The organism is Oceanobacillus sp. M60, from assembly GCF_053839645.1.
This window is the reverse complement of the sequence record NZ_JBSSNH010000003.1, coordinates 412,630-432,190: the sequence shown is the minus strand read 5'-3', so window position 1 is coordinate 432,190 and position 19,561 is coordinate 412,630. Positions and strand designations below refer to the sequence as shown.

General features: G+C 38.8%; 15 protein-coding genes and 1 pseudogene. All 16 read right to left on the bottom strand.

The features are described from left to right. Positions 1–12 precede the first annotated feature (12 nt). Complete coding sequence (locus tag ACW0TQ_RS10005; protein ID WP_455725621.1) at positions 13–336, bottom strand: ArsR/SmtB family transcription factor; 324 nt, start codon at positions 334–336, stop codon at positions 13–15. A gap of 144 nt (positions 337–480) precedes the next feature. After that, positions 481–1,383, bottom strand: coding sequence for an ROK family protein (locus ACW0TQ_RS10000; protein ID WP_368901361.1), 903 nt, complete (start codon positions 1,381–1,383; stop codon positions 481–483). Between the two features lie 181 nt (positions 1,384–1,564). After that, entirely contained in the window at positions 1,565–1,891 is a 327-nt protein-coding gene (locus ACW0TQ_RS09995; RefSeq protein WP_368901362.1) for a hypothetical protein, read from the bottom strand. Positions 1,892–2,272: 381 nt separating this feature from the next. Next, complete coding sequence (locus ACW0TQ_RS09990; protein ID WP_455725620.1) at positions 2,273–2,734, bottom strand: VanZ family protein; 462 nt, start codon at positions 2,732–2,734, stop codon at positions 2,273–2,275. Positions 2,735–2,895: 161 nt separating this feature from the next. Next, entirely contained in the window at positions 2,896–3,933 is a 1,038-nt protein-coding gene (locus ACW0TQ_RS09985) for an IS1096 element passenger TnpR family protein (protein WP_455725619.1), read from the bottom strand. A gap of 456 nt (positions 3,934–4,389) precedes the next feature. After that, complete coding sequence (locus ACW0TQ_RS09980) at positions 4,390–4,824, bottom strand: VOC family protein (protein ID WP_212928292.1); 435 nt, start codon at positions 4,822–4,824, stop codon at positions 4,390–4,392. Positions 4,825–5,044: 220 nt separating this feature from the next. Next, positions 5,045–5,658, bottom strand: a pseudogene (locus ACW0TQ_RS09975) (PH domain-containing protein). Between the two features lie 343 nt (positions 5,659–6,001). Next, positions 6,002–7,384, bottom strand: coding sequence for a 23S rRNA (uracil(1939)-C(5))-methyltransferase RlmD (rlmD, locus tag ACW0TQ_RS09970; protein ID WP_256705998.1), 1,383 nt, complete (start codon positions 7,382–7,384; stop codon positions 6,002–6,004). A 146-nt stretch (positions 7,385–7,530) separates the two neighbouring features. Then, the gene (locus ACW0TQ_RS09965) at positions 7,531–8,445 is read right to left on the bottom strand and encodes a diacylglycerol kinase (RefSeq protein ID WP_193063861.1); all 915 of its coding nucleotides are present in this window, start codon (positions 8,443–8,445) and stop codon (positions 7,531–7,533) included. A gap of 495 nt (positions 8,446–8,940) precedes the next feature. Then, on the bottom strand, positions 8,941–10,371 hold the full coding sequence (gene gatB, locus ACW0TQ_RS09960; RefSeq protein WP_193063862.1) for an Asp-tRNA(Asn)/Glu-tRNA(Gln) amidotransferase subunit GatB: 1,431 nt from the start codon (positions 10,369–10,371) through the stop codon (positions 8,941–8,943). Then, positions 10,371–11,837: an Asp-tRNA(Asn)/Glu-tRNA(Gln) amidotransferase subunit GatA gene (gene gatA / locus ACW0TQ_RS09955; protein ID WP_042533068.1), complete on the bottom strand. Its 1,467-nt coding sequence runs from the start codon at positions 11,835–11,837 to the stop codon at positions 10,371–10,373. The genes gatB and gatA overlap by 1 nt, the downstream gene beginning before the upstream one ends. An 18-nt stretch (positions 11,838–11,855) precedes the next feature. Then, positions 11,856–12,146 carry an Asp-tRNA(Asn)/Glu-tRNA(Gln) amidotransferase subunit GatC gene (gene gatC / locus ACW0TQ_RS09950; RefSeq protein WP_042533066.1) on the bottom strand — a complete coding sequence of 97 codons (291 nt, stop codon included), beginning with the start codon at positions 12,144–12,146 and terminating at the stop codon, positions 11,856–11,858. 388 nt (positions 12,147–12,534) lie between these two features. Beyond that, complete coding sequence (locus tag ACW0TQ_RS09945) at positions 12,535–13,803, bottom strand: helix-turn-helix domain-containing protein (protein ID WP_256705997.1); 1,269 nt, start codon at positions 13,801–13,803, stop codon at positions 12,535–12,537. Between the two features lie 348 nt (positions 13,804–14,151). Beyond that, positions 14,152–15,270: a CamS family sex pheromone protein gene (locus tag ACW0TQ_RS09940; protein WP_289584846.1), complete on the bottom strand. Its 1,119-nt coding sequence runs from the start codon at positions 15,268–15,270 to the stop codon at positions 14,152–14,154. Positions 15,271–15,276: 6 nt separating this feature from the next. Next, positions 15,277–17,286, bottom strand: coding sequence for an NAD-dependent DNA ligase LigA (ligA, locus tag ACW0TQ_RS09935; protein ID WP_289584847.1), 2,010 nt, complete (start codon positions 17,284–17,286; stop codon positions 15,277–15,279). 6 nt (positions 17,287–17,292) lie between these two features. Beyond that, a complete protein-coding gene (pcrA, locus tag ACW0TQ_RS09930) occupies positions 17,293–19,539 on the bottom strand; it encodes a DNA helicase PcrA (protein ID WP_341172830.1) in 2,247 nt (748 codons plus the stop codon). Positions 19,540–19,561 lie beyond the last annotated feature (22 nt).

The window sequence follows — 19,561 nt, the reverse complement described above, 5'->3', positions numbered from 1 at the left end:
ATGGTTTTGATACTAACTATGACAAGCATGGTCTATCATTTGTTTTAATATCAGCATAACGTGCTCATCATCATGAGAATAGTAAAGCGTGGTTCCTGCCCGGCGATATTTCACAAGCCGAAGATTCTTCAAAAATCGCAATTGATGAGATACGGTCGATTGCCTGATATCCAACGTATCTGCAATTTCATTAACGGAACATTCTTTTTGAAAAAGCAGATGAAGAATTCGGACTCTTGTCGGGTCTCCTAATGCTTTAAAGGTCTGTGTAACGATAAATAATGTTTCTTCATCGATTTCCTTAGAAGGACTATTTTCAAACTTCAGCTCTTCCATTGTTTTATTGGCCTCCCTTTTAACTGTTGTTATTTATTAATTTGCTTATATGAACATATTAACATATAATCATTTAACTTTCAATGAGAAGCCTTTTTGTATCCTTCTTTTTAGAAGGCATTAAATACAAAAAGGCAGCTCCCATCACCCATTCAGCAAATTTCCTGTTTTCAGCAGGTGGTGATATGTAGCACCTACCATCCCTGAGTGATTTTTAAAATAACAGGTGTTGATTTCTAACCAATCCTCATTTAATTCATATGCTTTTAACTGTGATTTTAATTCACTAATAAACGAATCACGATTAGAAATTCCTCCTCCTATTAATATTTTTGCTGGATTAATAATATAAAAAATATGATATATTAAATTCGCAATATGATCATAAAACGTGGATATGATTTCTATTGCGTCTGCATCGCCCTTATCAAAGGCTTGAAACACCGTTTCTCCAGTTACTTGGCTTAGCGGAATTTCTTTTACAGATGAAAATTGTTTTCGTATAACTGCCATCGTAGCTTTAAGATTTAAGGAATTACTGAAAAGATTCGGTGTTTTGTCCGGGCTGGTTTTCATATATCCAAATTCACCTGCGCGGTGCGAGACACCTCTATATAACTGATTATTAAGAAATAAGGCTCCTCCGATGCCGGTGCCAATGGTCATACATACAAAATCGGTATCCTCCCGAGCATTCCCCAGCCATTTTTCTGCATAAGCCACGCAATTAACATCATTTTCAATCGTAACAGGAATAGACAGCTTTTCATCCAGAAAGGATTTCATATTGAAATGATCAAAATCTCTATATGCTCCACCATTTTCAATGTAACCGCTTTCTGCATCAATAAAGCCTGGAGCGCTGATTGCCAGCCCATTGATTTCGTTGTATTTAGAAGAGGCAATCTCTACAATCTTGTCCAGTACAAAGTTACCGTTTGTATTTTTTGAAGAGAATAATTCTACTTCTAATATATCTCCCTGTTCATTTAATATGCCATATTTTATTTCCGTACCGCCTATATCAAATGCTAAATACTGCTTCATTATAAATCCCCCAATATGAACTTATATCAAACGATGCTATTCTACAATTTTGTAATATAATTACTTCCCCTGCAAGTTCCTTATACATTACGAATAAATTCTTATTGCATTTCTTGCTTCTTTTGCTTGATACAGAGCCAAATCCGCCCTGGCAAACCACTGCGAGATATCTACTCCCTCTTTATATACCGCCATTCTTTCCCTGGTGCGAAATGCGTTTAGAATACATCACTGCCGTACCAATCGCGAGGAATATCCCATTCAGAATGCTTGGTACGGCAATAAACCTCCAGATATAGATTGGAACAGACGTGCTTAGCAGATCTGTCCGGACAATGATGATGCTGAGAAGACATTCAATGATAAAAGTAAAAATCACCAGCCAAATGGATAATTTATAATGAAACCAGAGCCAGTCCTTATCCAGCCTTGCATATTCCTTTTCAATTTCAGGAATATTGGTGGCATTTCTTTCGTCTGGATCTAACGTTATTGTATTCTGTCCCATAGCTGCCCTCACACTTTAATTATCTTTTTCTGCCATGAAGCAGGTCCAACGCATATGAAAAATTCCATTAGATACTAAGAAGCTATCACGCTTTTCACTAACGTCTAAAAACTGCAGAGATAATGATAATTTAGTTTATTTTAATCAAATTAGTTCTTATTTCATATTAGCATATATGGAAAAAATAGTTGTAATTTTTGTTTTTTATCTAGTGATTCAAATTAAAAACAGCCTTTATACTTTTTGTTGTTGAAGTATAAAGACTGTCTTTGAATTTCTCTAAAGCTTTCTAGATTTTTTATACATATCAAACTGCAGAAGCATTAAAACCATTGGGAAGCTATCATTAAAAAACAATGAACTGCAAAGCAAAACCATTTGTCAGCGGATACGCTTTTTGCTGCGCCGCTTTACCAGCTTGGAAATTAGTAAATAAATGACAATTCCTGTGCTCGCACCAGCACTATCAATCAAGACATCTCTCACCTCTCCGGATCTCCCGGGGATAAATAACTGATGCACCTCATCTGTGATGGCATACAGAATACAAATCAACAAGGCAATACCTATACCTCGCTTGCCAAATACACCGCTTCTTCTTAATCCGTTCAAAACGAGAATGCCCAGTATTAAATAAGCAAAAAAGTGCGCATTTTTTCTAATGATATGATGCAGCTCTTCTATATGGAACTGGAATGAAGAAGCAAGATTCTCCAAGGTGTTTATAATTATTTCGGTAATTCCTGAACTGAGTTCATTGGAAATGGCAGCAGGCTGATGGGATAAATAAAAAATAAGCGCCATCCAAAATATCACTGCCGCCCAGGAGAAGATTTTGTACATGTAACTAGCTCCTTATATATGTGTTTTATCTGCATGAAACATGCACTTATTCAAGTGGCACCTTTCTAAAGCGTATCAGACGGATACTACTCGCTTCTTATGTATGAGAAAAATAATAAATGGTAACCCCTTTAAGAAAGGAATTATTTCCCTTAAACTTTCTATAATAATGTTTTTACAGAAACCTTTTGCGCACTCCAGCCAAGGCTTTTTGCCCAAGCCCGCATCTCAGACTTTTCCAGCCTATCTTCGCTTTCATAAATAGTTCCTAAAAAATTGGCAAAGCCGCTTAAGCCGCCAACATCATCACATACGGAGATACCTTGTTTATGAATACAAACTGGTTTATTCTTATCCAAAACCATTGCTTCTGCTTCCGCCAACTCCTCTTGATCTATCAAATTTCGATGTAATAAATCCGCACAATCCTCATATTTGGTGATTTTCACCGTCCAATCATCTCCAAAATCATACTGATAAATGAGTTCATCTGTTACGGGAAACAATTTATTGTCCTGTATTTCTTCCGCTTTCGCAGCGATTACCTTATCCACTTCCAGACGCTCCAGCAAGTTTTCCACATCCCCCTCTAAAGTAAACGCTGAGCGCATTTCAGCAAGAGTTAATTCAACTAATGGCGCTTTCCGGATGGTTCTCATTTCTGTATCAGGATTTTGCTTTTTCCGTTCCAGATAATCCGTAAATGATTCTTTCACTTCAATCATTGTAAAATAATCTAACATTTCCTTCATATCCTGCTTCGCTATTTCCGGCTGCTCCAGTGTCCCCTTATATATGAAAGGCCCTGTATACTTCTTCCTCAACCATGTATGGATACTTCCACTTTTATAATCTTCGTCCCAAAAAAGATCACTTTCTGCTTCAGATGGAGGTTGAAATAGCGTACCTACTAAATCAGACCAGCCCTTTACCGTGCCTCCGGTCAGTTTCTGAAATACAGGATCAGGAAGCTGAAATTTGCGCAGATGCGCATTTTGCCATCCAAATAGTTTTTGAATTGCATAATGAAGGTTGTGCAGCGGCATATCAGATGGAATCAGAATGTCTCGGGATATTGATCCACCAGTTAAAGTCTCCCCATACCGATTCAGCATTCTTTTTTCATAATCCGACAAATAAGCGTCTGTTAATTCCAGATGCAGACGTACGGGAGTAAAGTTTTTATTTGACTTGTCCATATTATTTTCCCTCCTTCTTTTAAATAGATTAAATTAGATAGAGAGCTCTAATATTAACGCTTTTCTATCATCCCCATGATAAAATACGCTATCATTATGATAATAAAAAAGATTATTATTCCTGTAGGAGTTTTCATTAAATTCCCCATAACAACTAGTTTCTTTATCAACATCATGTTATTATTATAGCATTCACAAAAGGAACGTTCCTACGATTGTTATTTATTTCAGGGTCATAAGTATATAGTGAAGAATATTAAAGAGCACCATACCTCGAACAAGGCCTGTTTATAGATTAACTGGTTTGGAATCTCTGTTATTCATATATAGAAAAAACGTTCCTATTTTCCCTAATGGAATTAGTAAACGTTTTGTTTCATTTATATTTGACTGTCATAAAGATTTCAGATGTATGAAACTTTTTAAGTAAGCATCTCTACAAAATAGCACAGATATTTATTCAAAGTCTTTACTTAGAATATCCACGCGTTCTTCAAAGGATACTTCGCGGTGAATCTCATGTAACATCCATACATACCCATAGCTGTCAGCAAACATTGCATTAGAGATGCCCATTTCTTCCATCCTTGTAACAGGCTGTATTTCTGTTGCATTCGCAGCCATCGCTTTTTCATATGTTTCTTGAATGTCCGGAACTGCAATATTGAACCAAAAAGATTGTGTCTCCCCTTCTTTCGGAGCAAATAATTGATATTCAGGATTCTCATCAAGCATGTGAAAACGCGTCCCGTAAATGGTAAATACTGCTTCATTATTTCCTGCTTTAAAATTTGTTTCTTCTACTACTTCTACATCAAAAATAGACTTGTACTGCGCTAAAGCTGCTTTGCTGTCTTTTACAACAAAATCAAATTCCACTCCGTTAATCATTTGGCATTCTCCTAACTTTTAATTAATTCCTATCTTCTACAATACGCTTGTTTTTATTCTACTTTGTCAGTACCTTTTCAGCAATCACCGGAGCACACAGAAAAACCAAATTTCTTCAGCGCTCACGCTTTAAGCAGATATAATGATTATTTTAAAACGTGATTTAATCTGGTCTAATCATGGTGTATCAGGAGCCACTATTCATTATAAAGTTTCCTTATTAATTTTGGTGATATTTTTTAAAAATATCACCAAAATCTTTCAGTGTATTGTCATTGTATGTCGTATTTAGCCAATCAAAAGCAAATTTCGCAGCTTTTTCAAATTCATTCGCTATGGTTCCTTCCTGAAAACGGTTGTCAGTGAATAAGGTTTTGGATAAATCAGGACTATCTTTTGCATAACCTTTTACACGTGCATCACTGTCTTGAATATGTGAAATGGTAACTAATGATTTATATAAATCAGCAATAGCCTCGCTTTCCTTTTTCTCAATATCTACGGAAATAGCTTGTCCTCCAATCGTAAATTTTATTTCAAGGTCCAGGTCAATCGTACCAGCCGTTTCTACTGTGACGTTCTGAATAGGATAGCGGTAGTAATCATAGCGATAAATATTCCGCTTACTGCTTGTTGCCTTTTCCCCATCTAAGTGGATGAGGAACGATTCGTAAAGCAGTATTCATCTGATTTCGATTTAATCAGAAAATGAATTTGTTCCCCTTCTTCATGCAATACGTAATCATCTGATTCCGTTTTATCGAAGTTATCCGGTTGAATAATTTTACCAATATCACTCAATCCTAATGCATCACTGGCAATCTTTTTAAACATGCAGTACACTCTCCTCTGATGGAACTTGCCTCAGCTGGATTTTATCATCCAGCATGAAAGGTTTGTTCTGTAATAAATTGTTCTTATAATGCTATATTAATCTAATCATCAAATAATAGAAATTGATTAGGTGAAAAATATATGAATGGCACAAATGGATAAAAAAAGAACTATTTGTGCCGTTCTTTTACTTATCCTACAGTGTTCTGTTGATAGTTCTGTCTTCATCTAGTTCTCCATTTACTTCCATTAAAATAACCGTTATCAATGTATGGTGGTTCAGTTTTATTTCTCAATCATTCTATTTTGAGACAGCATACCATTCGCTGCCTTTTTCATCCCTTTACTCTTCCATCCTCGACAACACCGTCACAGCCTCTACATGCCCCGTATTCGGAAACATATCCACCGGCTGTACTTCCTTCGTCTCATAACCGCCGTCCTCTAAAATACGCAAATCCCTTGCCAGTGTCGAAGGATTACAGGAAACATAAACAATCCGCTTCGGCTTCATCTCCATCATCGCATCCAAAAATTCCGGATCACAACCCTTTCTCGGAGGATCGACAACAATCACATCTGGATCTAAGCCTTCCTTCTTCCACTTAGGCATCACTTTTTCAGCCTGTCCAACGGTAAACTCCGCGTTATCTATTCCATTATATGCTGCATTTTTCTTTGCATCTTCAATGGCTTCTGGAACAACCTCGATTCCATATACTTTTTTTGCTTTTTGGGCAAGGAAGAGCGAGATTGTTCCTATGCCGCAATATGCATCGATCACTACATCATTTTTATCAATAGCTGCATACTCCAAAGCTTTATCATAAAGCACCTTCGTCTGAACAGGATTCACTTGATAAAAGGACTTTGGCGAAATCGCAAAGGTTAAATCGCCTATTGTATCGTGGATATAAGCTGCTCCCCACAATACGTTTGTCTTCTTCCCTAAAATCACATTCGTGCGCTGGTCATTGATATTCTGCACAATCGAACGGATAAATGGAAACTTCTTTGTCAGTTCTTCGATGATTCGCTCTTTGCCAGGAAGCTTGGCTGTACGCGTTACAAAAACAACCATCATTTCTCCTGTAAAATGGCCTGCCCGTATCATAATATGACGCAGTTCACCTCGATGTGTTTCTTCATTATAAGCTTGAACACCATATTTATTCATTAAGTGTCGAACAAATGGGAGCACCTCATTCATTGCGTGACTATGCACATGGCAGGTGTCCTGATTCTGCAGAATCCGGTGGCTTCTTTTCTGATAGTAGCCTGTAATTAATTCACCGTTTTTTTCATCGACAGGAATTTGTATCTTATTTCGGTAATGAGAAGGATCTTCCATCCCAATGATTGGATGCACGGGGACATGCTCCAGATGGCCTACTTTTTTCATCACATTATGGACCTGATTCTGTTTCATTTGTAATTGAAGGGCATAGCTCATATGCTGGAGCTGACAGCCTCCACAATATACATGGCAGGTTGGATTCACACGTTCCGGGCTTGTTTTCTTCAGCTCTAACAGCTTTCCAAATCCATATTTTTTATTTGCTTTAACCACTTTAATAACGGCTTCTTCTTCCGGTAAGGTCTTTGGAATAAACAAAGGATAGCCGTCCACTTTTCCTACGCCGCTTCCTTCATGGGTAATATCTTCAATTGTAATAGTCAAATGTTCATTTTTTTGAACAGGGGTATTTCCTGTTGTTTTTGCCATTGTCATCTTCCTCTATTTCCGTAATCACTTTTGCTCACTTTATTCTATCACAGGCTTTTAACAAACAACAACTGTTCCTATGCTCAAGGAGACAGGAGCAATCAAAAAAGCCTCTAAAACAACTGTATGTTTAGAGACTTTCATCTTTATTCCAGCTCTTCTTGATGCTCGATGAATTCTGCTGGGACCATAAACTCAATATGTTCCTGAAGATTGATGAATTCTCCCGGCAGCATACCGCCGTATTCCCCATCAATATTCAGCTGCATTTTATCCTCATTCGTCACTTTAATTCGCTTTGCCTGTGTATAGATGATGTTTTTACTTTTTAAATGTTCCCCTCGAAGGGCAAGTGATGCAATTTGAATAAATTCTGCAAGATTTGTTTTCTTTAGAATAAGAACATCAAAGTACCCATCATTTAAACGTGCATCGGGAGCAAGCTTTTCAAAACCGCCGACGGAATTCGTATTAGAGATTAGAAATAGCATGATATCTTCTTCCAGTACATGTTCATCGTACTCAATTCTGACATGCGCCGGCTTTAAAGAAGGAAGCATCTCAATGCCTTTCATATAATATGCTAATTGACCTAACATTGTTTTTAATTTGCTCGGGACATCATATGTTAATTCTGTCAGTTTTCCTCCGCCGGCAATATTAATAAAATAATGCTCGTTGACTTTTCCGATATCTAATTTCAGCGAATTGCCTTCTAAGATAACATCTACAGCTTTATTAATATCTCTGGGAATTTGAAGTGCTCTGGCAAAATCATTTGTTGTTCCAGCAGGCAATATCCCTAACTTTGGCCGATATTCCTGTTCGGCTACGCCATGTACGACCTCATTGATCGTACCATCGCCGCCAGCCGCAACAATTAAGTCATAGCCTCTTTCTACAGCAGTTCTTGCAGCGTCGATAGCATCCCCTTCACATGTTGTCGCATGTGCGGAAGTTTCATAGCCGGCAGTTTCCAGCTTTTCTAAAATATTGGGTAATGCTTTTTTGATTGCTTCACGTCCCGAAGTTGGGTTATAAATGATTCGGGCCTTCTCCATGTTCTTTCCTCCCCATACGGTCCATCTTGCAATTGCTTCTTTACAGACACGTATTATATAAAGTATAACTTCATTCTTTGCTTTTCTTCTCCTTAGATGAAAGGAAACCTAGAGAACCTCACAACATTCCATAGCAAATATTTACTATACGTATTACAGAACGGTGATATTCACTGAAATCTCTCTCAAAATAGATACATAATAAAAAGCAGTATTTATCCATGATCTGACATGAATAACCTATGAAGTTCCTTTATGTTGAAATTATAATCGTATTAAATAAACTCGTCTAATCCATATCATAGACTTTTTTGATGTGTTTGAAAAGCAAAATGAACAAAAAATAACAAGTCTCGATAAAATGTGTTGTTTTTCTACAATGATCTTCCATTTTCTTTTCATCTTTTTTCACATTGGAGAGGCTGCCACATTTCATTTCTGCGACAGCCTTCCCTTGTTGCTTCTTTTATTTTATTACCATTCTACCAAGAAAGCTTATCGTTTCTCCAGCTCCGCAGCAAGAATTTCATTTACCAGCGGCGGGTTCGCCTGTCCTTTTGTTGCTTTCATAATTTGTCCGACAAGGAATCCTTTTGCTTTTTTCTTTCCATCCTTGAAATCAATGATAGATTGTTCGTTTTGATCAAGAATTTCATTCACGATTGGCTTCAATTGCTCTGGGTCTGAGATTTGAACCAGGCCTTGTTCTTCGACAATTTTTTCTGGGTCGCCGCCATTTTCAACCAGCTCTGCAAATACCTTCTTCGCAATTTTAGAAGAGATCGTGCCGTCTTCAATCAATTTAACCATTTTCGCCAGGGCATCTGGTGTAATTGCCAGCTCTTCAATCTCTTTATAATGCTTATTCATATAGGCAGAGACTTCTCCCATTAACCAGTTGGATACTTGTTTGATATCTGCTCCGTGCCCTGCTGCTTCCTCAAAGAAATCAGACATCTGCTTAGATGCCGTTAACACATTCGCATCATATTCTGATAAGCCTAATTCGCTTACGTAACGCTCTCTTCTGGCATCTGGAAGCTCAGGAATTTCACTGCGGATGCGTTCCTTCCAAGCCTCATCAATATATAATGGTACAAGGTCCGGCTCAGGGAAATAACGATAATCATCCGAACCTTCTTTGATACGCATCAGAATCGTTTCTTTTGTTTTTTCATCGTAACGGCGTGTTTCCTGCAGGATTTCTCCGCCGGATAATAATACTTTTTCCTGACGTGTTTCTTCAAATTCTAATCCTTTTTGAACAAAGGAGAAAGAATTTAAGTTTTTCAGTTCTGCTTTGGTACCAAATTCCTCTTGTCCGATTGGACGAAGTGAAATATTGGCATCACAGCGCAGGGAGCCTTCCTGCATCTTCACATCCGATACACCTGTATACTGAATAATATTTTTCAGCTTCTCCAAGTATGCATATGCTTCTTCTGGAGAACGCATATCCGGCTCAGATACAATTTCAACTAATGGTGTTCCTTGACGATTGTAATCGACATAGGAATAACCGTCTTCCCCATGTGTTAATTTTCCTGCATCCTCTTCCAGGTGCAGGCGGGTGATACCGATCTTTTTCTTTTTGCCGTTTACTTCAATTTCAATCCAGCCATTCTCGCCGATTGGCTGATCAAATTGCGAGATTTGATAAGCTTTCGGGTTATCTGGATAGAAATAGTTTTTACGGTCAAATTTCGTATCTGTTGCAATTTCACAATTGAGTGCCATTGCCGCTTTCATCGCAAAGTTGACTGCTTCTTCATTTAAGACTGGCAGTGTGCCCGGATAGCCTAAGTCAATCGGATTGACATTCGTATTTGGCGCGGAACCAAATTCATTTGTACTCGGACTGAATATTTTTGATGCGGTTTTTAATTCTACGTGTACCTCAAGTCCAATAATTGTTTCGAAATTCATTACTTGGCACCTCCTAGTTGAGGTCGTTTTGTATGGTGTTCTGTTGCTTGTTCAAATGCATGTGCAGCACGATAAACAGTGCTCTCATCAAAATAGTTTCCGATAACCTGCAAGCCGATTGGCAATCCATCCTCGGAGAAACCGCAAGGAATAGAAATACCGGGAACGCCTGCTAAGTTGACAGGAATCGTTAAGATATCATTCACATACATCGTTAATGGATCACTTGTTTTTTCACCGACCTTAAATGCCGGTGTCGGTGTTGTCGGTCCAACAATCACATCATATTCTTCTAAAATTTTATCAAAGTCATTTTTAATTAATGTACGTACTTTTTGTGCTTTTTTATAATAGGCATCATAGTAACCAGAGCTGAGGGCAAAGGTTCCAAGCATAATACGGCGTTTTACTTCATCACCGAAGCCTTCACTGCGGGATTTCACAAACATATCCAACATATTTTCTGCATTATCTGAACGGACACCATAGCGTACGCCGTCAAAACGGGCTAAGTTCGCAGAAGCCTCAGAGGATGATAATAAGTAATAAGTTGAAAGTGCATATTTAGAATGTGGCAAGGATACTTCTTCCCAAGTAGCTCCAAGGGATTCATAGACCTTCAATGCCTCTAAAACAGCATTTTTCACTTCTTCGGAAACACCTTCTGCTAAGTATTCTTTAGGAACAGCTATTTTTAAACCTTTTACATCGCCAGTTAATGCTTCTGTATAAGCCGGAACTTCTACATCTGCACTGGTAGAGTCCATTTTGTCATGTCCTGCAATGACTTCCAGTACACGTGCATTATCTTCTACCGTACGGGTCAATGGGCCAATTTGGTCCAGAGAGGATGCAAATGCCACAAGGCCAAAACGGGATACACGTCCATAAGTCGGCTTCATTCCTACAACACCGCAGAATGCTGCCGGCTGACGAATCGATCCGCCTGTATCCGATCCAAGTGAGAATAATACTTCCCCTGCTGCGACTGCTGCTGCAGAACCCCCGCTGGAACCGCCGGGAACGTGATCTGTATTCCATGGGTTACGAGTCGGCTCATAACCGGAGTTTTCATTGGAAGATCCCATCGCAAATTCATCCATATTTAATTTACCAACTGCAACCGGATTTTCAGCATCCAGCTTGTCAACAACGGTTGCATTGTATAACGGGTCCGTGAAATTATCTAAAAATTGACTTGCACAGGTAGTACGAAGTCCTTTCGTTACGATATTGTCTTTAATACCAGCCGGGATACCAAATAATACACCGGATTTATTCTCACGTTTGTCCAGTTCTCTTGCTTTCTCCAGCGCTTTTTCTTCATCAAGTGTCAGGAATGCATGCACATCTCCGTCCACTTCTTTAATTTGCTGATAAGATTCTTTCACTAAGTCTTCTACAGTAATCTCTTGATTATGTAATTTTGCTTCCAATTCTTTTATCGTATAGTCAAATAAAGACATGAATATGTTTGCCTCCTTTTATTCTAGAATCGATGGAACACGGATTTGTCCATCCTTTTGGTCAGGAGCATTCTTCAATGCATCCTCTTGTGTAATCCACTTTTTAGGTTCATCTTTACGCATCACATTTTTCAAATCTAATACGTGTGTGGTTGGCTTCACATTATCTGTATCTAATTCATTCAGCTGCTCAGCATATTCAATGATAGCACTCAGCTCATTCGCCATTTGTTCCACAGCTTCATCATCAAATTCCAAGCGTGCGAGATTAGCTACATGCTTTACTTGCTCTTTTGAAATCTCTGCCATTTGCTTAACCTCCAAAATAATCGTATTTATTTATAATATGCTATAAAAATAGCACTTATATTCGAGCGTGCATTTAGAATAAACATCATTCAGCCTATACACTCATTAAAACAACATTATATCATTTTTATAAGATGTTTTATATTAATTATTGCTATATAAATTGAAATTAATATTAGTAGCATTATTAACATTCGTGGTGGTATTAATAATAGTACTATGAATAACACTCTTATTAATACCGTTATTAACACGGATTCCACTTATGATAATAGCAAAACTTGCTTATACAAGGCAAGTTTATATTGCTGCATAACAAAAAAACCAAGTTATACTATAATTTATAATTAACATTATAGAATAACTTGGTTTTAGACATAAAATTATATCAAATGTGAGCAATATGCTTATACATTTGGTTTACTTCTCTATAATACTGTGCCGCGTCCTTGTAATTATTATTACCTTCATAGCGTTTTGCCAGCAGCTCGGAATAAAGAATAAAATTCACGTAGTCCTTTTGCTTCTTTAATAATGGAAGTAAATCTTTGACCAATAATTGTTCAAACAGATTGAACTGTTCTTCAAGCAGATAATTATAGCTGCGCAAGATGTATTTATACACAAGGTATGGCTGTTTATCCTTTAAATCATAGAATACACTTAATCCGTAATCAATATACTCTTCTGCCTCATCATAATAATTCGAATGATAATATTCACGTACGAGTGAAGCTGTGATCTCCACTTTGGTATTCGCTGACACGTCTGAATCATTTAAAATCCCTTTATAGTATTCAATCGCTTTTGTCGAATCACCCTTTGAAGCATATAGATAACCAAGATTCTGGTGAATCTTTTGAACGACTTTTTTATCATGAATGGTTTCTGCAAGCTGCAGACCAAGTGTGAAATTTTTAATTGCCTTTTCATAAAGCTTAATATGAGTATAACAAATTCCTAAAATATTATGGGCACGTGCACAGTGCAGGAAGCTATATTGCTTCATATACATTTCCAGAGCCTCTTCTGCATATTCGATTGCTTCAAGGGAGTTCCTCAGCTTAGAATGTGCCATCGAAATATAATACTTCAAGTCGGCCTCTGCCTTTTCCTCCAGGCGATGATCCTCTGTAATTTTTTCTGCCCGTTTATATTGATACATGGAATGATAATAATTCTTCACCGCAAAGCTGTAGCGTCCATTAAATAAATACCAGTAATACTGTTCTTCTACACTAAACGTGTTTACAACCTCTTTTAACTGCGTAATTTTATTGGCAGCCAAATCGATTCTTTCAATGAATAAAAAATAATTAATCTTATGAATCTCAAACATAATGAGATGATTAGAATAATTTTTATCCATCAGCATCTGGATTTCCTGATAGGCAGCTTCCATGTCTTTTTCTTTGGTATTCTCATCAAGCATCTCATACCAATTCTTACAGAGTTCGCCGATTTTCTCCTCCTGGCTCTGATCTATTGTAATACAAAGCCGGTGACACAGCCTTCGGATAATATCCTCATTCGGTTCTGTTTTTTGATTCTCAATCTTCGATAAATAGGATAAAGAAACAATTCCCTCCGATAGCTCCCCTAGAGTCATTTTCTGCTTTGTACGCTGGATTTTGATATACGTCCCAATCGCTATCATGTTATCTTTCACCCCACACTTTTATACTTTTATCACGGCATAGCGGTTCGTGAAGCAACCGTCTCTCTAATAGAGAAATTTTGTTTGACTGCTTATCTAATTTTTTCATAAATAAAGAAAATTAGTGCGAAAGTGCTTAAAAACATTTTCCAATGATAAGCTATTTTAATTCCTTTGTCATTATATCTTCTATAAACCCATTGTACCATACTCTGCCGTTCTTCAATTTGGGAAAATCAATAGAAGAATCATTAAATAACTTTTGCCTTCCCGGAAAATTTTCTTAAAAAAAGAAAATCCACTGCTGCTAGCTGATAAACTGCTAGTAACAGTGAATTTCCTGATGCTTTAATCATAAATATGAACTTGAATTTCATCCTCACCCGCATTACGGTAAAGCAGGCTCTCCGTCTTTTGGCTGGAAGTAATATTAACTTCTATATCATAATAGTTTGGAAACATATCCTCAATCAGACCATACACATACTGGGTAAAACCGATAACCTCTCCCTTGCCGTAAAATTCTATCGGGACATCGATGCGTAATTTCTGAAGCTCCTCATCTATATAGAAGCCTTCCCCTACCATTCCGACATAGTTTGGAAAGAAATCACGAATTTCATTTCCAAAGCTTGTTACAAGCTCTTGATCATCATAATATTTTTCCTGACCTTCATCAGAAGGGAAGAGGATATTTTCTTCTTCTACATCCTCCCAGCCGTCAATTGAGCTGCTCCCTCCATCCACATTTGTTTTAGCTACAAAATTTCCCGGCACAGGAGAAGCTTGCTCCTCTTCCCGGTAAATACCGATCATAATTGGAATATCACTGAGTTCTTCATCATTTTCACGAATATCATTGACAATATCCTGTGCAATTTCTGTTGCCTGTTCCATCATTGCACTTTCAGAGATATCTTCATATTGGTAAGGCTCGCCAGTATCGGTCTGGAATTGATAAACAGATTTCATCGCAAGTCCTATAGAGATTCCTTCTAAATTGACATTTCCATCCTCTGTCTGTGTTAAATAATTTTGTTCTAGAACATGGGATAAATAACGCGGATTTTCCCTGAAGGTCTCTTCATCTGCCCCTAGATTTACTTCAGGATTTAAATCATCAATCCAATTATTCACACGATCTTCTGTAAAATATTGCCCTTCTTGAAAATAATAATCTTCCGGACTATATGAATCCGTGGACAGCCGGCGCAATCCTTCTTCCATTTCATCAATATCTACACGGTTCGCCATTTGCCTTGTAATAACGCCTCTTGCCTCACTTGGCTGATATGGTAAAATCATTCGGTAATTTTCCCCTGAAAGTCTATTGCTAGGCACGATAGAAGTCTCTTCCTGGCTGCTGGCATCCTCCTGGACGACTTCCTCCTCGCTGGATGGCTGCTGCTGCACACATCCGCTTAAAAACAGTGCCACTACACTAATGGATAGCATCCATTTTTTCAAAGCGAATCACTCCTCTCCCTCGGTCGCTTCTTTTAACTCTGTTTCACTCCACACTTCTATCCCCAGTTTTTCTGCTTTTTCCAGCTTTGATCCGGCGTCCGCTCCAGCAATAAGGACATCTGTTTTTTTACTTACACTGCCTGTTACTGCCCCGCCTAACGATTCAATCAGCTCTTTCGCTTCTTTTCTCGTATACTGCTCCATTTTACCAGTCAATACAACTGTTTTTCCAGAGAATAAGCTATCTGTTTTTATTTCTGATTTCTTTTGACCGGTGTAAGTCATATTTACACCCAGCTCTTTTAATTCCTTCAATAGCTGCGTCACTTTTTCTTCTTCAAAATATCGGACAATGGAATCTGCCATTTTCTCGCCAATTTCTTCAATGGCTACAATTTCCTCCAAGTTGGCATGCTGAAGCCGCTCCATGGTTTCAAATTCCATCGCCAGAGTCTGTGCTGCTTTTGAACCAATAAAACGAATCCCAAGTCCGAACAATAATCTTTCCAATGAATTGGCTTTAGAAGCCTCAATAGCATTTAAAAGATTAGTAACGGATTTTTCGCCCATCCGTTCTAAATTCAACAAATCCTCTTTTTCCAATCGATATAAATCAGCAATGGTATGGACCAAATCTTCACGGAAAAGCTGAATGATAACTTTTTCTCCTAAACCATCAATATTCATCGCATTCCGGGAGACAAAGTGAATCAATCCCTCCATCAATTGTGCCGGACAGTTCGGATTGATGCAGCGTAATGCTACTTCCCCTTCTAGACGAACCAGTTCATTGCCGCAGTCCGGACATTCCTCAGGCATATGAAATTCTTTTTCTTCCCCGGTCCGCTGTTCGATAATCGAACGGACAACCTTTGGAATAATATCGCCTGCTTTTTTGATAACTACCTGATCCCCAATCCGGATATCCTGTTCACGAATTAAATCCTCGTTATGCAAGGAAGCCCGCTGCACAGTTGATCCTGCTATACGGACAGGTTCAAGAATGGCTGTCGGAGTCACTACGCCTGTTCTGCCGATGCTTAATACAATATCTTTTAAAGTAGTTACAACTTCTTCTGCCGGGAATTTATAAGCAATCGCCCACCGCGGGCTTTTCGCAGTAAAGCCCAGTTCATCCTGATGATCCAGGCTGTCTACTTTCACCACAATCCCGTCAATTTCGTAATTTAAATCCTTGCGGTGTTCGGTCCAATACGTAACGAATTCCAATACCTCTTCAATGCTCTTACATCTTTTCCATTCTTTATTTGTTTTAAATCCCAGACGATGCAAGGCCTCTAAGCTTTTACTATGACTGGTGATATTACTGTTTTCCCATTCACCGACGCCGTATAGAAAAATATCTAAATTACGTTTAGCTGCAATTTTCGGGTCCAGCTGCCTCAATGATCCGGCAGCTGCATTTCTCGGGTTGGCAAACGGTTCTTCACCCTTTTCTTCCCTTTCTTTATTCATCTCTAAAAAGGACTTATGCGGCATAAAAGCTTCGCCACGAACCTCCAAAGTTCCAGCTTCTTTGATACTTAATGGAATACTTCGTATCGTGCGCAGGTTAGATGTAATGTCTTCACCAATTCTTCCATCGCCGCGAGTGGAACCCAGAACAAATTTGCCCTCCTGATATTTTAGAGAAATTGCTAAACCATCTATTTTCAACTCGCACACAAAAGTAACCTCACCAGATACGCCTTCTTGAGCCCGTCTGGCAAAATCTCTTAGATCCTGCTCATTAAAAGCATTGCCAAGGCTCATCATTGGCGTTTCATGCGTTACCTTCCGAAAAGCATCCAGCGGTTCCCCGCCGATACGCTGAGTAGGAGAATCCTCTCTAGCAAGGTCTGGATGCTCTTTTTCTAAATCCTCCAGCTCCCTTAACTTCTGATCATACTCCGAATCGGGTACAGTCGGGTTGTCCAATACATAATAGGAATAACCATATTGATTAAGGACTTCTACTAAGGAATCCATGCGTTCTTTGATTTCTTGTTTGTTCATTCCATTTTACTCCTTTGTTATGGGGGCAAATTTTGCAAGAAGACGTTTGATGCCTACCGGAGCAGGAAATGCTACATCTAATTCCAGCTTTTCTCCTTCTCCCTGTACTCTTACAACCGTACCCGTTCCCCATTTTTTATGAGCAGCTTTATCACCGACAGACCAGCTTTTAGATTCTGCTCCGCTGGACTTAGGTGCCTGCATTTTTTCAGCCCGTCTCTTCGGTGGTGCTTCCTGCTTCTGGCTCGAGCCAAAGCTCTTTCGCATGCTGCCAGCTCCGCCAAATGGTGATTTTTTGGTTGTTTCCATGCCGTCCATCAATTCCACCGGAATCTCATTGATAAATCGGCTGATTGGGTTCATATTGGTACGTCCATATAAAGTACGCATTTGAGCATGCGTCAAATAAAGCTCCTCTTCTGCTCTGGTAATACCGACATAAGCAAGACGGCGTTCCTCCTCCATCTCTTCCTCGTCAAACATCGAGCGGCTGTGTGGAAATACATTCTCTTCCATTCCAATTAAGAAAACGACAGGGAACTCTAGTCCTTTTGCTGCATGCAATGTCATCAGGGTGATTTTTTGAGAGTGATCCGGATTCTCTTCATCGACACGGTCAATATCTGCAATCAATGCTAAATCGGTTAAAAAGGCGATGAGTGTTTTGTCTTCTTCACTTGCTTTTTCAAATTCTTGTGTAACAGTTTTAAACTCTTCTAAGTTCTCCAGTCTAGACTGCGCTTCAATGGAACGCTCATTATTCAGCATTTCTTCATAGCCGGTCCGTTCCAGCACAGTTTCTACCATATCCGTCGCTGTCAGAAACTCCTGCTGCTGTGTAAGCGAGCTGATAAGGCTACCGAATCCTGCTAAAGCATTGGCTGCTTTTTTCGAAACACCCGTGAAATCAACTTCCTTCACTGCTTCAAAGAGAGAAATATCATGCTCTGCTGCATATGCTTGCAAGCGTTCAATCGATGTTTTTCCTATTCCTCTTTTAGGTTCATTTACCACACGCTGGAAGCTGATATCATCATCGGGATTCGTAATTAACCTTAAATAAGCAATCATATCCTTGATTTCTTTACGGTCATAGAAGCGTGTACCGCCAACCATTTGATAGCTGATAGCTGATTTGACAAATGTATCCTCAATTGCACGGGATTGTGCATTGGTACGATACAATATAGCAATGTCACTTGGCTGGTATTTGCCTGACCGAGTTAACTGCTGAATGGTATCTGCAATATATAAAGCCTCTTCCTGCTCAGTTGCTCCTTTATAATAGGATATCTTTTTTCCGTCATCCTTATCCGTCCAAAGATTTTTCGGCTTTCGTCCAGAGTTATTGCCAATTACTTTATTCGCCGCCAGTAAAATCGATTTGGTAGAGCGGTAATTTTGCTCCAGCATGACAGTTTTCGCTGACGGGTAATCTTTTTCAAAGGACAGGATATTCGTAATATCTGCTCCGCGCCAACGGTAGATAGACTGGTCTGAATCGCCGACTACACACAGATTTTGATACCTTTTGGCAAGCTGTTTGACCAGAAAGTATTGTGCATGGTTTGTATCCTGATACTCATCGACATGAATATATTGGAACCGTCTCTGGTAATATTCCAAAACTTCCGGTACACGGTCAAATAAATGAATCGTCTGCATAATCAGGTCATCAAAATCTAAGGACTGATTTTTCCGCAGCATTTTCTGATAGCCTTCATAAATCTGCGCTACTTGGCGGTCATAGAAATTACCGGCATTCTTCGCAAATTCATCTTCTGTAATCAGCTCATTTTTTGCTGTACTAATCTGTCCAAGCATCGCCCGGGGATCAAATTTCTTTGGATCAATATTGAGATTTTTAAGTACTTGCTTTACAACAGATAATTGATCTGCGCTGTCTAAAATGGAAAAGTTCGAGGAATATCCAATCCGGTCAATGTCCCGGCGTAAAATCCGGACACACATCGAGTGAAATGTAGAGACCCACATATATTCACCTTGAGGACCGACTAATTTCGCTACCCGCTCCTTCATTTCTCTTGCCGCTTTATTGGTAAAGGTAATCGCTAAAATATTTCGGGGAGCTACTTCCTTCTCTCCCATTAAGTAAGCAATTCGATGTGTCAATACGCGTGTTTTCCCGCTTCCAGCTCCTGCCATAATTAAGAGCGGACCTTCTGTATACCGTACAGCCCTCTGCTGCTCCGGATTTAATGTATTTATCATCGCTTCCAGCGTTTGCTCCATCTTATCTCTTCCTTCCTTGGTT

Coding starts and splice junctions, on each gene's coding strand:
- rlmD (WP_256705998.1), bottom strand. CDS start 7,384: ATGGCAAAAACAACAGGAAATACCCCTGTTCAAAAAAATGAACATTTG.
- ACW0TQ_RS09945 (WP_256705997.1), bottom strand. CDS start 13,803: ATGATAGCGATTGGGACGTATATCAAAATCCAGCGTACAAAGCAGAAA.
- ACW0TQ_RS09995 (WP_368901362.1), bottom strand. CDS start 1,891: ATGGGACAGAATACAATAACGTTAGATCCAGACGAAAGAAATGCCACC.
- ACW0TQ_RS10005 (WP_455725621.1), bottom strand. CDS start 336: ATGGAAGAGCTGAAGTTTGAAAATAGTCCTTCTAAGGAAATCGATGAA.
- ligA (WP_289584847.1), bottom strand. CDS start 17,286: ATGAACAAACAAGAAATCAAAGAACGCATGGATTCCTTAGTAGAAGTC.
- ACW0TQ_RS09985 (WP_455725619.1), bottom strand. CDS start 3,933: ATGGACAAGTCAAATAAAAACTTTACTCCCGTACGTCTGCATCTGGAA.
- gatA (WP_042533068.1), bottom strand. CDS start 11,837: ATGTCTTTATTTGACTATACGATAAAAGAATTGGAAGCAAAATTACAT.
- gatC (WP_042533066.1), bottom strand. CDS start 12,146: ATGGCAGAGATTTCAAAAGAGCAAGTAAAGCATGTAGCTAATCTCGCA.
- ACW0TQ_RS09965 (WP_193063861.1), bottom strand. CDS start 8,445: ATGGAGAAGGCCCGAATCATTTATAACCCAACTTCGGGACGTGAAGCA.
- ACW0TQ_RS09990 (WP_455725620.1), bottom strand. CDS start 2,734: ATGTACAAAATCTTCTCCTGGGCGGCAGTGATATTTTGGATGGCGCTT.
- pcrA (WP_341172830.1), bottom strand. CDS start 19,539: ATGGAGCAAACGCTGGAAGCGATGATAAATACATTAAATCCGGAGCAG.
- gatB (WP_193063862.1), bottom strand. CDS start 10,371: ATGAATTTCGAAACAATTATTGGACTTGAGGTACACGTAGAATTAAAA.
- ACW0TQ_RS10000 (WP_368901361.1), bottom strand. CDS start 1,383: ATGAAGCAGTATTTAGCATTTGATATAGGCGGTACGGAAATAAAATAT.
- ACW0TQ_RS09980 (WP_212928292.1), bottom strand. CDS start 4,824: ATGATTAACGGAGTGGAATTTGATTTTGTTGTAAAAGACAGCAAAGCA.